We start from the raw sequence: 12,820 nt of genomic DNA on the forward strand, positions 1-12,820 counted from the left end.
CCCGCGGCTCCGGCCACCCCGGCTCCGGCCGCCCCTGCCGCCGCCTCCCCGGTGGACGACGGCGCGTACGTGACCCCGCTGGTGCGCAAGCTCGCCGCCGAGAACGGCGTGGACCTGGCCTCCGTCAAGGGCACCGGCGTCGGCGGCCGCATCCGCAAGCAGGACGTCGTCGCCGCGGCCGAGGCCGCCAAGGCCCAGGCTCCGGCCGCCGCCCCGGCCGCCGCGGGCGCTGCCGCCGCCGCGCCGCAGGCCCCGGCCCTGGAGGTCTCCCCCCTCCGCGGCCAGACGGTCAAGCTGCCGCGCATCCGCAAGGCCATCGCGGACAACATGCACAAGGCGCTGCAGGAGCAGGCCCAGCTGTCCTCGGTCATCGAGGTCGACATCACCAAGCTGATGAAGCTGCGCGCCAAGGCCAAGGACGCCTTCGCCGCCCGCGAGGGCGTCAAGCTGTCCCCGATGCCGTTCTTCGTCAAGGCCGCCGTCCAGGCGCTGAAGGCCCACCCGGTCATCAACGCCCGCCTGAACTACGACGAGGGCACGATCACCTACTTCGACACCGAGAACGTCGGCATCGCCGTCGACTCGGAGAAGGGCCTGATGACCCCGGTCATCAAGGGCGCGGGTGACCTCAACCTCGCGGGCATCGCCAAGAAGACGGCCGAGCTCGCGGGCAAGGTCCGGACGAACAAGGTGACCCCGGACGACCTGTCCGGCGCCACGTTCACCATCTCCAACACCGGCTCGCGCGGCGCCCTGTTCGACACGGTCATCGTGCCGCCGAACCAGGTCGCCATCCTGGGCATCGGCGCCACCGTCAAGCGCCCCGTCGTCGTCTCCGACCCGGAGCTCGGCGACACCATCGCGGTGCGCGACATGACGTACGTGACGCTCTCCTACGACCACCGTCTGGTGGACGGCGCCGACGCCGCCCGCTACCTGACGACGGTCAAGCAGCTCCTTGAGGCCGGCGAGTTCTCCGCCGACCTGGGACTGTGACCAGGCGTACGTGACCGCGGGTCTGTAACCAGGCTCACCTGCGGCGCCCCCGCCCCGGACCTGCTCCGGGCGGGGGCGCCGCCGTATTGTCTAGACGTCAGCTCACTTGGCCTCCCGGAGGAGCCTCATGACCGCGCCCGTCGTCCACTCGCTGCGCGACCAGATCCGCGAGCACATCGTGGAAGGGATCGTCAGCGGCCGCTGGAAGCCGGGCGAGCGCATCGTGGAGCGACGGATCGCCACGGAGCTGGAGGTCTCCCAGACGCCCGTGCGCGAGGCGCTGCGCGAGCTGGAGTCGCTGCGGCTGATCGAGTCGGCGCCCAACAAGGGCGTTCGCGTACGGAACCTCACGGCGGCCGACCTGGAGGAGAGCTACCCGGTCCGCGCCGGTCTCGAGGCCATCGCGGCGGAGCTGGCGGCGGGGCGGCTCGCGCAGGACTGCTCGGCGCTCGAACCGCACGTGTCCGCTCTGTACCGGGCCGACCAGGAGTCGGACGGGACCGCGCAGGTGCGGCACACCGTGGCCTTCCACCGGGAGCTGGTGCGGGCCGCGGGGAATTCTGTGCTGTTGCACACGTGGGAAGGGCTCGGCATCGAGGTGTTCACCGCGCTGTCGATCCGGTGGCTGGGGACGGTCCAGCAGTCCTACGCGGAGGAGCACGAGGCGCTGGTCGAGGCGTTCCGGCGGCGTGACCCGGCCATCGCCGAGCTGGTCAAGACTCATGTCCTGGGGTGTGCGCCCCGGCCCTGAGGGACGACACCGAAGGGGGCACGCAGTGCCCCCTCCACAGGCACTCTGTGCCGACTTTCTCGGTCTCGGGGGTTTTTACCCATCGATCCTTTGATCGATCATCGATCAGCGAGTTACAGTCGCCGACGGGTCCGTACCCGGACCCTCGCCCTGTCCTGCCAAGACCAAGGGCACCCCCAACCCCACCCCCTTCGACTCAGGAAGGCGTGCGGCGACTATGACCGACCCCATGCGCATCCAGCCGAGCGAGCTCGACCAGCTCCCGGACCGCGACCCCGAGGAGACCGCCGAATGGCAGGCCTCCCTGGACGCCGTCACCAAGGCGGCAGGGCCGCACCGCGCCGCGTACCTGATGCGGCGCACGCTGGAAGGCGCCGAGGCGGGCGGCCTCGCGCTGCCGAAGCTTCTTGAGACGGACTACGTCAACTCCATCCCCACCGCGGACGAGCCGGCCCTGCCCGGCGACCCGGAGATGGAGGCCCGGATCACGGCCTGGAACCGCTGGAACGCGGCCGCCATGGTCACCCGCGGCTCGAAGCACGGCGTCGGCGGCCACATCGCCACCTTCGCCTCCGCCGCCTGGCTCTACGAGACGGGCTTCAACCACTTCTTCCACGGCAAGGACTCCCAGGACTCCCCCGGCTCCGGCGACCAGCTCTACATCCAGGGCCACGCCTCGCCCGGCATCTACGCCCGCGCCTTCCTGGACGGCCGCCTCACCGAGGCCCAGCTGGACAACTTCCGCCAGGAGGCCGGCGGCAACGGCCTGCCGTCGTACCCGCACCCGCGCCGCCTGCCCTGGCTGTGGGAGTTCCCGACGGTCTCCATGGGCCTCGGCCCGCTGTCGGCGATCTACCAGGCCCGCTTCAACCGGTACCTCACCAACCGGGGCATCAAGGACGTCTCGTCCTCCCACGTGTGGGCGTTCCTCGGTGACGGCGAGATGGACGAGCCCGAGTCGACGGCGGCACTCGCGCTCGCCTCCCGCGAGGGCCTGGACAACCTGACCTTCGTGATCAACTGCAACCTGCAGCGCCTCGACGGCCCGGTCCGCGCCAACTTCAAGATCGTGCAGGAGCTGGAGGCCCAGTTCCGCGGCGCCGGCTGGAACGTCGTCAAGACCCTGTGGGGCAACGCCTGGGACGAGCTCTTCCAGCTCGACACCACCGGCGCCCTGGTCCGCCGCCTGCGTGAGGTGCCGGACGCCCAGGTGCAGACGTACCAGACGCGTGACGCCGCGTACATCCGCGAGGACTTCTTCGGCAAGGACCCCGCGCTCGTCGAGATGGCGAAACTGCTCTCCGACGACAAGATCCTCGAGTGCTTCCACCTCTCGCGCGGCGGCCACGAGCCGCGCAAGGTCTACGCCGCGTACAAGGCCGCCCTGGAGCACAAGGGCGCGCCGACGGTGATCCTGGCGCAGACCGTCAAGGGCTTCACCCTGGGTGAGGGCTTCGCGTCGAAGAACGCGAACCACCAGATGAAGAAGCTGACGACGGACGAGTTCAAGAACATGCGGGACCTGCTGGACCTGCCGATCTCGGACGCGCAGTTCGTCGACGGCCAGGTGCCCTACGGCCACCCGGGCGCCGACTCCCCCGAGGTCCGCTACCTCCAGGAGCGCCGCGCCGCCCTCGGCGGCCCGGCCCCGGCCCGCCGCACGCAGCCGCTGCCCGCGCTGCCGGCCCCGGCGGACAAGGCGTTCGCGTCGTTCGACAAGGGCTCCGGCTCCCAGTCGGTGGCGACGACCATGGCGTTCGTACGCCTGGTCAAGGACCTCGTACGCGACAAGGAGACCGGCAAGCGCTGGGTCCCGATCGTCCCGGACGAGGCCCGCACCTTCGGCATGGAGAGCCTGTTCCCGTCGCTCGGCATCTACTCGCCCAAGGGGCAGACGTACGAGCCGGTCGACCGCGACCAGCTGATGTACTACAAGGAGGCCAAGAACGGGCAGATCCTCAACGAGGGGATCACCGAGGCCGGTTCGATGGCCGACTTCATCGCCGCCGCGTCGTCGTACGCGACGCACGGCGAGGCGATGATCCCGTTCTACATCTTCTACTCGATGTTCGGCTGGCAGCGCACCGCCGACCAGATGTGGCAGCTCGGCGACCAGCTGGGCCGCGGCTTCCTGGTGGGCGCCACCGCGGGCCGCACCACGCTGACCGGTGAGGGTCTGCAGCACGCGGACGGCCACTCGCCGGTGATCGCCGCGACCAACCCGGCGGCGCTCTCGTACGACCCGGCGTTCGCCTACGAGATCGCGACGATCGTCAAGGACGGTCTGCGCCGCATGTACGGCGAGGCGAAGGACGGCGAGGACCAGAACGTCTTCTACTACCTCACCGTCTACAACGAGCCGATGCCGCAGCCCGCGAAGCCGTCCGGCGACGCGGTCGACGAAGGCATCGTCAAGGGCCTGTACCGCTTCAACACCGCCGAGACGGCGGGCGTGGAGGTGGCCGCGGCCAACGCGCCGCGCATCCAGCTGCTCGGCTCCGGCACCGCGATCCACTGGGTGCTCCAGGCGCAGAAGCTGCTCGCCGAGGAGTGGGGCGTGGCCGCCGACGTGTGGTCCGCGACCTCCTGGACCGAGCTGCGCCGCGACGCCATGGAGGCGGACGCCGCGGTGCTGCGCGGCGAGGAGCGCACCCCGTTCGTGCGCCAGGCGCTCGCCGGTGCGCAGGGCCCGGTCCTGGCCGTGTCCGACTACATGCGCCAGGTCCCGGACCAGATCGCCCAGTGGGTGGAGCAGGACTGGTCCTCGCTCGGCGCCGACGGCTTCGGTCTGTCGGACACGCGTGAGGCGGCCCGCCGCCACTTCGGCGTCGACGCGCAGTCGGTCGTCGTCGCGGCCCTCGCCCAGCTCGCCAGGCGCGGCGAGGTCAAGGCGACGGCCGTGAAGGAGGCCCGCGAGCGCTACGGCCTGTAAGCCCCGCGCGGCACGACATCGTGTGCCCCGTCCCGATTGCCGGGGCGGGGCACGCGTGCGTGAATGGACGGGTCGTCGCATCGTGGCCGTTTCCCGGGAGGCCGCACCTCCATGAAGATCTCCAAGACTCCCTCCGCGCCCTGCTGGGCCGACCTGTCCACTCCTGACCCGCAGGCGGCTGCGCTCTTCTACGAAGCGCTGTTCGGCTGGCACGCGCGGCCGGTGGACGATCCGGCGGGCGGCGGGTACGCCGTGTTCGCGCTCGACCGGCCCGACGGCCCGCAGGTGTGCGGGGTCCGCCCGGTGACGGCGCCGAAGCAGCCCGCGGCGTGGCTGCCGTACTTCCAGACCGCCGGGATCGACGCGGTGACCTCGCGCGTACGGGGCAACGGCGGCAGGGTCGTTGCGGGCCCCATGGGCGTCCTGGACCAGGGCCGGCTCGCGGTCTGCCAGGATCGGGCGGGCGCCGCGTTCGGGCTGTGGGAACCGGCCGAGCACGCCGGGTTCCAGGCGGTGGACGTGCCGGGCGGCTTCTGCTGGTTCGAGCTGCTGACCCGGGACACGGAGGGCGCGGTGGACTTCTTCCAGTCGGTGCTCGGCTGGGGCGCGCGGCGCTGTCCCGCGGGGCCCGGCAGCCCCGCGCACACCGAGTGGACCGTCGCCGACGAGACGTTCGGCGGCATGCTCGACATGGCCTCCGCCGGCATGCCGCCCGAGGTGCCCCCGCACTGGAACCTGTACGTGGCCGTGACCGATCCGGACGCCGTGGCGCGGCGCTGCGCGGAGCTGGCGGGGCAGGTGCTCGTGGAACCGAGGACGGTCGAGCCGGGCCGGTTCGCGGTGCTCGCCGATCCGCAGGGCGCCACGTTCTCGGTGATGCGCTTCGCCGACGGAAGCGGCCGGTAGCGGCGGGGGCGTTGTCAGTGGCGCGGTCCATGATGGGTCCATGCGTGCTGCCCGCCTGATCAAGATGGTGCTGCTGCTCCAGTCCCGGCCGTCGATGACCGCGGCCGAGCTGGCGCGTGAGCTCGACGTGTCCGAGCGGACGGTGACGCGGGACGCGCAGGCCCTGTCGGAGGCGGGCGTGCCGGTGTACGCGGACCGGGGCCGGGCCGGTGGGTACCGGCTCGTCGGCGGGTACCGGACGCGCCTGACGGGTCTTGCGCGCAGCGAGGCGGAGGCGCTGTTCCTGTCGGGGGTGCCGGGGGCGCTGCGCGACATGGGGCTCGACGACGCGGCGTCGGCGGCCCGCCTGAAGGTGTCGGCGGCGCTGCTCCCGTCGCTGCGGGACGCTCCGCACACGGCGGCGCAGCGGTTCCACCTGGACGCTCCGGCGTGGTTCACGGAGCCGGAACCGCCCGAGCTGCTGCCGCGGGTGGCTCAGGCCGTGTGGGACGACCGGGTGGTGCGGGTCGCGTACCGGCGCCGGGAAGCGGTGGTGGAGCGGGAGTTGGAGCCGTACGGCCTGATACTCAAGGCGGGCGTCTGGTATCTGGCGGCGGCGGTGCGGGCAGCGGAGGGCGCGGGTGGGGCCGAGGCGGGGGGCGGGGCGCGGGACGGCTTCCGGGTGTACCGCATGGATCGGTTCACGTCCGTGGCGGTGGCCGAGGGGAGGTTCGTACGGGACGAGGCGTTCGATCTGCCCGGGTTCTGGCAGGAGCGGGCGGCGCGGTTCGCGCGGGCGCTTCTGAAGGAGCGGGTGGTGGTACGGCTGACGTCGGTGGGCGTGCGCCGGTTGCCGTACGCCGTCGACCCGGTCGCCGCGCGGGAGGCGGTCGCGGCGGCGGGCGGTCCCGGCGCGGACGGGCGGGTGACCGTGACGCTGCCGGTCGAGTCGGAGGACGTGGCGTACACGCAGCTGACGGGGCTCGGTCCGGAGGTGGAGGTGGTGGCTCCCGCGGCGTTGCGGGAGCGGTTCACGCGGGCGGCCCGGCGGATGGCGGGGTGGTATGCGTGATACGGGTGGGCAGGAGCGAGGTGTGTGAGGCGCCGGTCCGGATCGGCCGCTCGGCGTGCGTCGCCCGCGCGCAGGGCCGATGCTGGTCCCGTGATGGACGAGACCGAGTTCTGGGAGCTGATCGACAGCACGCGCGCGGCCGCGGACGGTGATCCGGAGTACCACGCCGAACTGCTCGTCGACCGGCTGCTGGCCCGCGACCCCGAATCGGTCCTGGACTTCGCCCGCCACTTCGAGTCCCGCTACAACCGCGCCTACCGCTGGGACCTTTGGGGTGCGGCGTGGGTGCTGCTCGACGGGGCGAGCGACGACGCGTTCGACTACTTCCGGTGCTGGCTGATCGGGCAGGGCCGGGAGGTGTTCGAGGGGGCGTTGCACGACCCGGACTCGCTGGCGGAACTGCTCGACGCGTTCGACGAGGAGGTGGACGGGGACGGTGAGGAGCTGGGGTACGCGGCGGACGAGGCGTACGAGGAACTGACCGGGACGGTCGCGGCAGACCTGGGCATCCCGGCGGCGCCGCCGGAGCCGGAGGGCGACCCGGTCGACTTCGAGGACCCGGCGGAGCTGGCCCGCCGGTATCCGCGGCTGACGGAACGGTTCGGGTAGCGCCCTGCCGTGGTCCTGGCCGACCGGCTGCTCAGGCCGCCCGCCCTGCGGCTCGGGCCACCCCGGCCGCTCAGGCCACCCGGCTGCTCAGGCCCGCCCGGATCGCCTCGTCGACGCCGGGGAAGGCGAAGGTGAAGCCGGATTCGAGCAGCCGCGTCGGCACGGCCCGGGTCGAGCCGAGGACGTCGCCCGACATCTCGCCGAGTACCAGGCGCAGCGCGGGCGCCGGGACCGTGAGCAGGGTCGGTCGGTGCAGGACGCGGCCCATGGCGGCGGTCACCTCACGGTTGGTGGCCGGGTCGGGGGCCGTGAGGTTGAACGGCCCGGACAAGGTGGCGTCGTCGAGCAGGTGGCGCAGCGCGGCGACATGGTCGTGCAGCGCGATGTACGACCAGTACTGCCGTCCGTCGCCCATGCGCCCGCCGAGGCCCGCGCGGAACAGCGGGAAGAGCCGGCTCCAGGCTCCGCCGCCGCGGGCCACGACGAGGCCGGTGCGGGCCATGACCGTGCGGATGCCCGCCTGGTGGGCGGGGGCGGTGGCCGCCTCCCACTCGACGCAGACGGAGGGCAGGAATCCGGTGCCCGCCGGGGCCGACTCGTCCACGACGTGGCTGCCGGTGTCGCCGTAGTAGCCGACCGCGCTGCCGTTGAGGAAGACGCGGGGCGGGGTGTCGAGCGAGGCGGCGGCCCGGGCGAGGGTGCTGGTGCCGAGGACACGGCTGTCGCGGATCTCCCGCTTGTACGCGGCGGTCCAGCGGTGGTCCCCGACACCGGCACCGGCGAGGTTGACGATCGCCTCGCAGCCTTCGAGCCGTGCCGTGTCGACGTGACCGGCCTTGGGGTCCCAGCGGGCCTCGTCCGGGGAGTGCGCGGCACGCCGGACCAGCCGTGTGACCTCGTGCCCGTCGTCGCGCAGGGACCGGACGAGGGCCGAACCGATGAGACCGGAGGCTCCTGCCACCGCGATACGAGTCATGGGCCCAGTCTGCCGGGATCGGGGTAAACGATCTGTCAGCGCCACGGCCCGCCGCGCCGGTTCGCACCGGCGTACGGTGATCCGCATGTCAGTGCTTCAGCCCCGTATACGGTCCGCCGTGCCGGACGACGGCGAGACGCTCCGCCGCATCGATCGCGAGACCTGGTCCACGCTGCACGCGGTCAAGCCGCCGGGCCCGGCGCACGAGCCGTTCTTCGACGAGCGGAACACCCCGGACGCCTACCTCGTCGCCGAGACGGACGGCAGCGTCGTCGGCTACATCCGGCTCGTCCCGCCCACCCCGCTCGTCTCGAACGGGCACGTCCGGCAGATCCAGGGACTCGCCGTCGCCCGGGCGGCGCGCGGCCTCGGCCTCGGCCGGGCCCTGGTGCGGGCGGCGATCGCGGAGGCCGGGCGGCAGGGCGCACGCCGGATCACGTTGCGCGTGCTCGGTCACAACGCCCCGGCGCGGCGGCTCTACGAGTCCGAGGGGTTCACCGTGGAGGGTGTGCAGCCGCAGGAGTTCCTGCTCGACGGCGAGTACGTGGACGACGTGCTGATGGGCCGGGCCCTGTGACGGCGGGCGGGCCCGGTGACGGCTGCCCTGAGCCACCGCATGCGGCGGGCCCCGACTCGTAGCAAGGTGAGTCAGTAGCGGGGCGAGCCGGGGGCGGGGCACGGTTCGCCCGCCGCCGAAAGGAGCCGAGCCGGCATGACCTGGCCCGTGCAGCGCCGCCGCGACGGTGAGGAGCGTGCCTGGCTGCGCGGCGCACCGCCGCCGCCGTGGGTGCGCTGGCTGCCGCTGGCGCTGCTCGTCGGTCTGCTCACCGCGCAGGAACTCACGCCGCAACGGCTCGACCTGGGCTTCCTGCTGTCCGCGGTGCCGCCGCTCGCTGCCCTGTCGTACGGGCCGGCAGTCACCACGCTGCTCGGCGGCGTCGTGGTGACGGTCGTGGCGCTGCCGCACACGGGGTTCGACCGGCCGGGCAACGCCGACCTGGTGACCGTGGTGTTCGTGGCGGTGCTCAGCGTGGCCCTGGCCTGGGTGCGCAGCCGCCGTGACGAGCAGCTGGTGACGGTCCGTACGGTGGCGGAGGCCGCCCAGTTCGCGGTGCTGCCGCCGCTGCCGGAGCGGGTCGGGGCGGTACGGTGCGCGGGTCTGTACCGGGCGGCGCAGCGCGGGGCCCTGGTCGGCGGGGACTTCTTCGACGTGCGGCGCGCGCCCGGTGGCGTTCGGGCGGTCGTCGGGGACGTGCAGGGCCATGGTCTGTCGGCGGTCGGCACGGTGGCGGGGCTGCTCGGGGCGTTCCGCGAGGCGGTGCTCGACCAGCCGGATCTGCGGGGCGTGGCGGAGCGGCTCGACCGTCGTCTGGTGGTGGACGCGGGGCAGGACGAGAACGCGGAGCTGTTCGCGACGGCGGTGCTGTTCGAGTTTCCCGACGACTCCCCCGTCGTACGGGTGATCAGCTGTGGCCATCCGCGCCCGTTGCTGCTGCGCGGCACCGCCGTGTGCGAGCTGCCCGTGCGCCCCGCGGCGCCGCTGGGTCTGGGGATCGCGGGGCTCGCGCCGCCCGAGCCGCTGACGCTGGGCCTCGAACCCGGCGACCGGCTGCTCGCCCAGACCGACGGGGTGACGGAGGCGCGCAACGCGGCCGGTGACTTCTACCCGCTGCTGGCCCGGCTGCCGCGGTTCGCGGGCGAGGAACCCGCCGCCCTGACGGACGCGGTGTGGCGGGACGTGGTGCGCTTCTCGGGCACGGTCCGCGACGACCTGACCCTGCTGGTCTTCGCGCCGGACCCGCCAGGCGACGACCCGGATGTGCCTGCGGGCGGCTGAGATGTGAACGTAGGGCCCATGAAAATCGTGCGACACCCGCGGCGGCCCGCCGTGCGCCGGGCCGTGGTCACCGCGTCCGTACTGCTGATGCCGCTGGCTCTGGCCGCGTGCACCGCCGACGACGGAGCGACGGCGCCAGCGCCGCCCTCGCCCGCGGCGACCGCGAGCGGGGCCCGGTGCGTGACCGGTCTGCCGGCTCCCGACCAGTCCCCGCAGACGGGTTCGGCGCCCGAGGCGGCGTTCGTCGTGGACGGCAGCGAGGTCGTGACGCCGCGCGGGAAGACGTACAAGGCGATGGGGGCGGACACGTCGGCGGTGCTCGTGTCCGGCTCGGGGAAGCTGACGACGCACGACTCCGCCATCTACAAGTACGGCGACACCACGTCGGTCGCCGCTTCGGCCGCGTGGGGGCGCAACGCCGCCGTGCTCGCCCGCGACGGCGGTCTGCTCCAGCTGTCGGGCGGCCAGTTCGAGGGCCAGGGCAGGGGCGCCACCGGGGTGGTCGCGGCGGGCCGGGGCGCGCGGGCCGAGCTCAGCGGCAACGGCATCAAGACGAAGGGCGCGTACGCGCACGGCGTGATGGCCTCGCACGGCGGCACGCTCGACCTGCGGTACGTGCAGATCGACACCGCGGGCGCGCAGGCCGCGCCGATCGCGACCGGGCCCGGCGGTGCAAAGGTGACGGTGTCCGGCGGCACGATGACGTCGGCGGGGTGCGGCTCCCCGGGTGTGCAGACCTGCGGCGACGTGTCGGTCGCGAACACGCTGTTCGACCTGGCCAACTCGGAGGCGTTCACGGTGGAACCGGGCGGGGCGCTGTCGCTGAAGGACGTACGCGCCTCGGCGGCCGCGGGCGGCGTGGTGCTGCGCGGCGACGGCAAGGCGTCGTTCGCGATGAGCGGCGGCTCCGTGCAGGCGTCGGACGGTGACGTCTTCCTGGTCGAGCGGGCCACGGCGGACGTGCGGCTCTCCGGCGGCGCCGAGGCCACCACGAAGGACGGGAAGCTGCTGCGGGTCCGCGACGGGGGCACGGTGACGTTCACGGCCGACGGCGAGAGGCTCAAGGGTGACACGCTGGTCTCGGGCGGCGGTGGGGCCACGCTCGACCTGAGGGGCAGGACGAAGCTGGACGGAAGGATCAGGGGCGCCTCCCTGACGCTCGCCGGCGGCGCCCGCTGGTCCGTCGCCGACGACTCGTCCCTCAAGGCGCTGGAAGCCGCCCCCGGCACGTCCGTCAAGGAGATGATCGGCGGCATCGAGAGCAACGGCCACACGGTGACGTACGACAAGGCGCTCAGCCCCGCTCTCGGCGGCAGGACGTACCGGCTCGACGGCGGCGGCACGCTCAAGCCCGCCTGACGCCGGCCGGTGTGACACCGGTCCGCACGGGCCCGGTGTCACACCGTCCGGATCTGTGCGGTCGGCCACATGTACGCCGAACGGTGGAACCGGCGCCGGGTCCATGGACGTTTGTCAAAGGTATGGACGTGCACATACCCGACGTACTCGATGTCGTGCTGGTCGTGCTGGCGGTCGCCTACGGGCTCTCCGGCTACCGGCGCGGCCTGCTCTCGGGCTGCGTGGCACTGGCCGGTTTCGTCGGCGGCGCCGTGATCGGTGTCGTACTGCTGCCGTACCTGATGGAGACGGTCGACCGGGGCACGTCGACGGCCACGTTCGTCGCGGTGGTCACCGTGCTGCTGCCCGCGGTCGCCGGGCACGCGCTCGCCGGGCGGCTCGCGCTGCGGGTGCGCGGCGGCATGGACCGGGCGCCGGGTCCGCTGCGGGTGGCGGACGGGGCGGGCGGCGCGGTCGCGAGCGCGGCGGCCGTCCTGGTCGTGGCCTGGGTGGCGGGCAGCGTGCTGGCCACGTCGTCGTCGCCGATGGTGAATCAGGCGGTGCGGGGCTCGTCGGTGCTCGGCGCCGTGCAGGACGTGATGCCGTCGACGACACCGTCCTGGTTCTCGCGGGCCACGGGCGCGCTCACGTCAGCCGGGTTCCCGCAGGTCTTCAACCCGTTCGTGGACGAGCCGTCGGCCGAGGTGGCCGAGCCGTCCGGGGACAGCGTGACCGCCGCGGCGACGCGCTCGGCGCAGCGGAGCACGGTCAAGGTGGAGGGCGCGTCGGGTTCGCAGGGCCGTGAGGGCAGCGGATTCGTGTACGCGCCGCAGCACGTGATGACCAACGCGCACGTGGTGGCGGGCATCGACGACCCGTGGGTGCGGGTGGGCGGGGTGGGCCGCCCGTACGTCGCGAAGGTCGTCCTGTTCGACCCGGAGCGCGACGTCGCGGTCCTGTACGTGCCTGACCTGCGGGCGGCGCCGGTCCTCTCCTTCGACGACAGCGCCTCGCGCGGCGACGCGGCGGTGGTGGCGGGCTACCCGGAGAACGGCGGCCTCGACCTGGAGGCGGCGACGGTCGCCGACACGATCCGGGCGGCGGGCCAGGACATCTACGGCCGCGACGGCGTCACGCGCGAGATCTACTCGATCCGCTCCACGGTCCGCCCCGGAAACTCCGGCGGCCCGCTTCTGACCACGGACGGCAAGGTGTACGGGGTGGTCTTCGCGCGGTCGACCACGCACTCCGGCACGGGGTACGTGCTGACGGCGGACGAGGTCGCGCCGGACGCGCGGCGGGCGGCGCGGGCGACGACGCCGGTGGACACGGGGGCGCTCGTCTCGTCCTAGCTTGATCTTTAACCTGTGCGGCGGGGCTTCGGGGTGGTCGTCTTCTTTTTTGGTCGTTTTGCTGGCTGGGCT

General features: G+C 73.2%; 11 protein-coding genes. 10 read left to right on the forward strand and 1 reads right to left on the reverse strand.

Annotated features, from left to right (window positions below; all coding sequences use genetic code 11):
* From sucB to OFY01_RS09960, 6 genes are all read left to right on the forward strand, one after another.
* A partial coding sequence (gene sucB, locus OFY01_RS09935) for a 2-oxoglutarate dehydrogenase, E2 component, dihydrolipoamide succinyltransferase (protein ID WP_266598389.1) occupies positions 1 to 996 on the forward strand: 996 nt, incomplete at its 5' end.
* A gap of 127 nt (positions 997 to 1,123) precedes the next feature.
* Complete coding sequence (locus OFY01_RS09940; protein WP_266598391.1) at positions 1,124 to 1,747, forward strand: GntR family transcriptional regulator; 624 nt, start codon at positions 1,124 to 1,126, stop codon at positions 1,745 to 1,747.
* A 217-nt stretch (positions 1,748 to 1,964) separates the two neighbouring features.
* Entirely contained in the window at positions 1,965 to 4,679 is a 2,715-nt protein-coding gene (gene aceE / locus OFY01_RS09945) for a pyruvate dehydrogenase (acetyl-transferring), homodimeric type (protein WP_266598393.1), read from the forward strand.
* Between the two features lie 111 nt (positions 4,680 to 4,790).
* Positions 4,791 to 5,585 carry a VOC family protein gene (locus OFY01_RS09950; RefSeq protein WP_266598395.1) on the forward strand — a complete coding sequence of 265 codons (795 nt, stop codon included), beginning with the start codon at positions 4,791 to 4,793 and terminating at the stop codon, positions 5,583 to 5,585.
* A gap of 40 nt (positions 5,586 to 5,625) precedes the next feature.
* Entirely contained in the window at positions 5,626 to 6,636 is a 1,011-nt protein-coding gene (locus OFY01_RS09955) for a helix-turn-helix transcriptional regulator (RefSeq protein WP_266598397.1), read from the forward strand.
* Positions 6,637 to 6,729: 93 nt separating this feature from the next.
* Positions 6,730 to 7,245, forward strand: a complete 516-nt coding sequence (locus OFY01_RS09960; protein ID WP_266598407.1) for a DUF4240 domain-containing protein — start codon at positions 6,730 to 6,732, stop codon at positions 7,243 to 7,245.
* Between the two features lie 70 nt (positions 7,246 to 7,315).
* On the opposite strand, the gene OFY01_RS09965 is transcribed toward OFY01_RS09960, so the two are convergent.
* Positions 7,316 to 8,221, reverse strand: coding sequence for a TIGR01777 family oxidoreductase (locus tag OFY01_RS09965; protein ID WP_266598399.1), 906 nt, complete (start codon positions 8,219 to 8,221; stop codon positions 7,316 to 7,318).
* A gap of 91 nt (positions 8,222 to 8,312) precedes the next feature.
* Between OFY01_RS09965 and OFY01_RS09970 the strand changes: the two genes are divergently transcribed.
* The 4 genes from OFY01_RS09970 (at position 8,313) to OFY01_RS09985 (ending at position 12,748) form a co-directional block, all read left to right on the forward strand.
* The gene (locus OFY01_RS09970) at positions 8,313 to 8,798 is read left to right on the forward strand and encodes a GNAT family N-acetyltransferase (protein WP_266598409.1); all 486 of its coding nucleotides are present in this window, start codon (positions 8,313 to 8,315) and stop codon (positions 8,796 to 8,798) included.
* Positions 8,799 to 8,933: 135 nt separating this feature from the next.
* The gene (locus tag OFY01_RS09975) at positions 8,934 to 10,058 is read left to right on the forward strand and encodes a PP2C family protein-serine/threonine phosphatase (protein WP_266598401.1); all 1,125 of its coding nucleotides are present in this window, start codon (positions 8,934 to 8,936) and stop codon (positions 10,056 to 10,058) included.
* 18 nt (positions 10,059 to 10,076) lie between these two features.
* Positions 10,077 to 11,417 (forward strand): translocation/assembly module TamB domain-containing protein, encoded by a 1,341-nt coding sequence (locus OFY01_RS09980; protein ID WP_266598403.1) that lies wholly within the window; start codon positions 10,077 to 10,079, stop codon positions 11,415 to 11,417.
* A 122-nt stretch (positions 11,418 to 11,539) separates the two neighbouring features.
* Positions 11,540 to 12,748, forward strand: coding sequence for a MarP family serine protease (locus OFY01_RS09985; RefSeq protein ID WP_266598405.1), 1,209 nt, complete (start codon positions 11,540 to 11,542; stop codon positions 12,746 to 12,748).
* Positions 12,749 to 12,820 lie beyond the last annotated feature (72 nt).

Source organism: Streptomyces beihaiensis, assembly GCF_026274175.1.
In the GTDB taxonomy this organism is placed as follows: domain Bacteria; phylum Actinomycetota; class Actinomycetes; order Streptomycetales; family Streptomycetaceae; genus Streptomyces; species Streptomyces beihaiensis.

Excerpts from the sequence above, each read along its gene's own strand:
- OFY01_RS09940 (WP_266598391.1), top strand. The coding sequence starts at position 1,124 with ATGACCGCGCCCGTCGTCCACTCGCTGCGCGACCAGATCCGCGAGCAC.
- aceE (WP_266598393.1), top strand. The coding sequence starts at position 1,965 with ATGACCGACCCCATGCGCATCCAGCCGAGCGAGCTCGACCAGCTCCCG.
- OFY01_RS09950 (WP_266598395.1), top strand. The coding sequence starts at position 4,791 with ATGAAGATCTCCAAGACTCCCTCCGCGCCCTGCTGGGCCGACCTGTCC.
- OFY01_RS09955 (WP_266598397.1), top strand. The coding sequence starts at position 5,626 with ATGCGTGCTGCCCGCCTGATCAAGATGGTGCTGCTGCTCCAGTCCCGG.
- OFY01_RS09960 (WP_266598407.1), top strand. The coding sequence starts at position 6,730 with ATGGACGAGACCGAGTTCTGGGAGCTGATCGACAGCACGCGCGCGGCC.
- OFY01_RS09965 (WP_266598399.1), bottom strand. The coding sequence starts at position 8,221 with ATGACTCGTATCGCGGTGGCAGGAGCCTCCGGTCTCATCGGTTCGGCC.
- OFY01_RS09975 (WP_266598401.1), top strand. The coding sequence starts at position 8,934 with ATGACCTGGCCCGTGCAGCGCCGCCGCGACGGTGAGGAGCGTGCCTGG.
- OFY01_RS09980 (WP_266598403.1), top strand. The coding sequence starts at position 10,077 with ATGAAAATCGTGCGACACCCGCGGCGGCCCGCCGTGCGCCGGGCCGTG.
- OFY01_RS09985 (WP_266598405.1), top strand. The coding sequence starts at position 11,540 with ATGGACGTGCACATACCCGACGTACTCGATGTCGTGCTGGTCGTGCTG.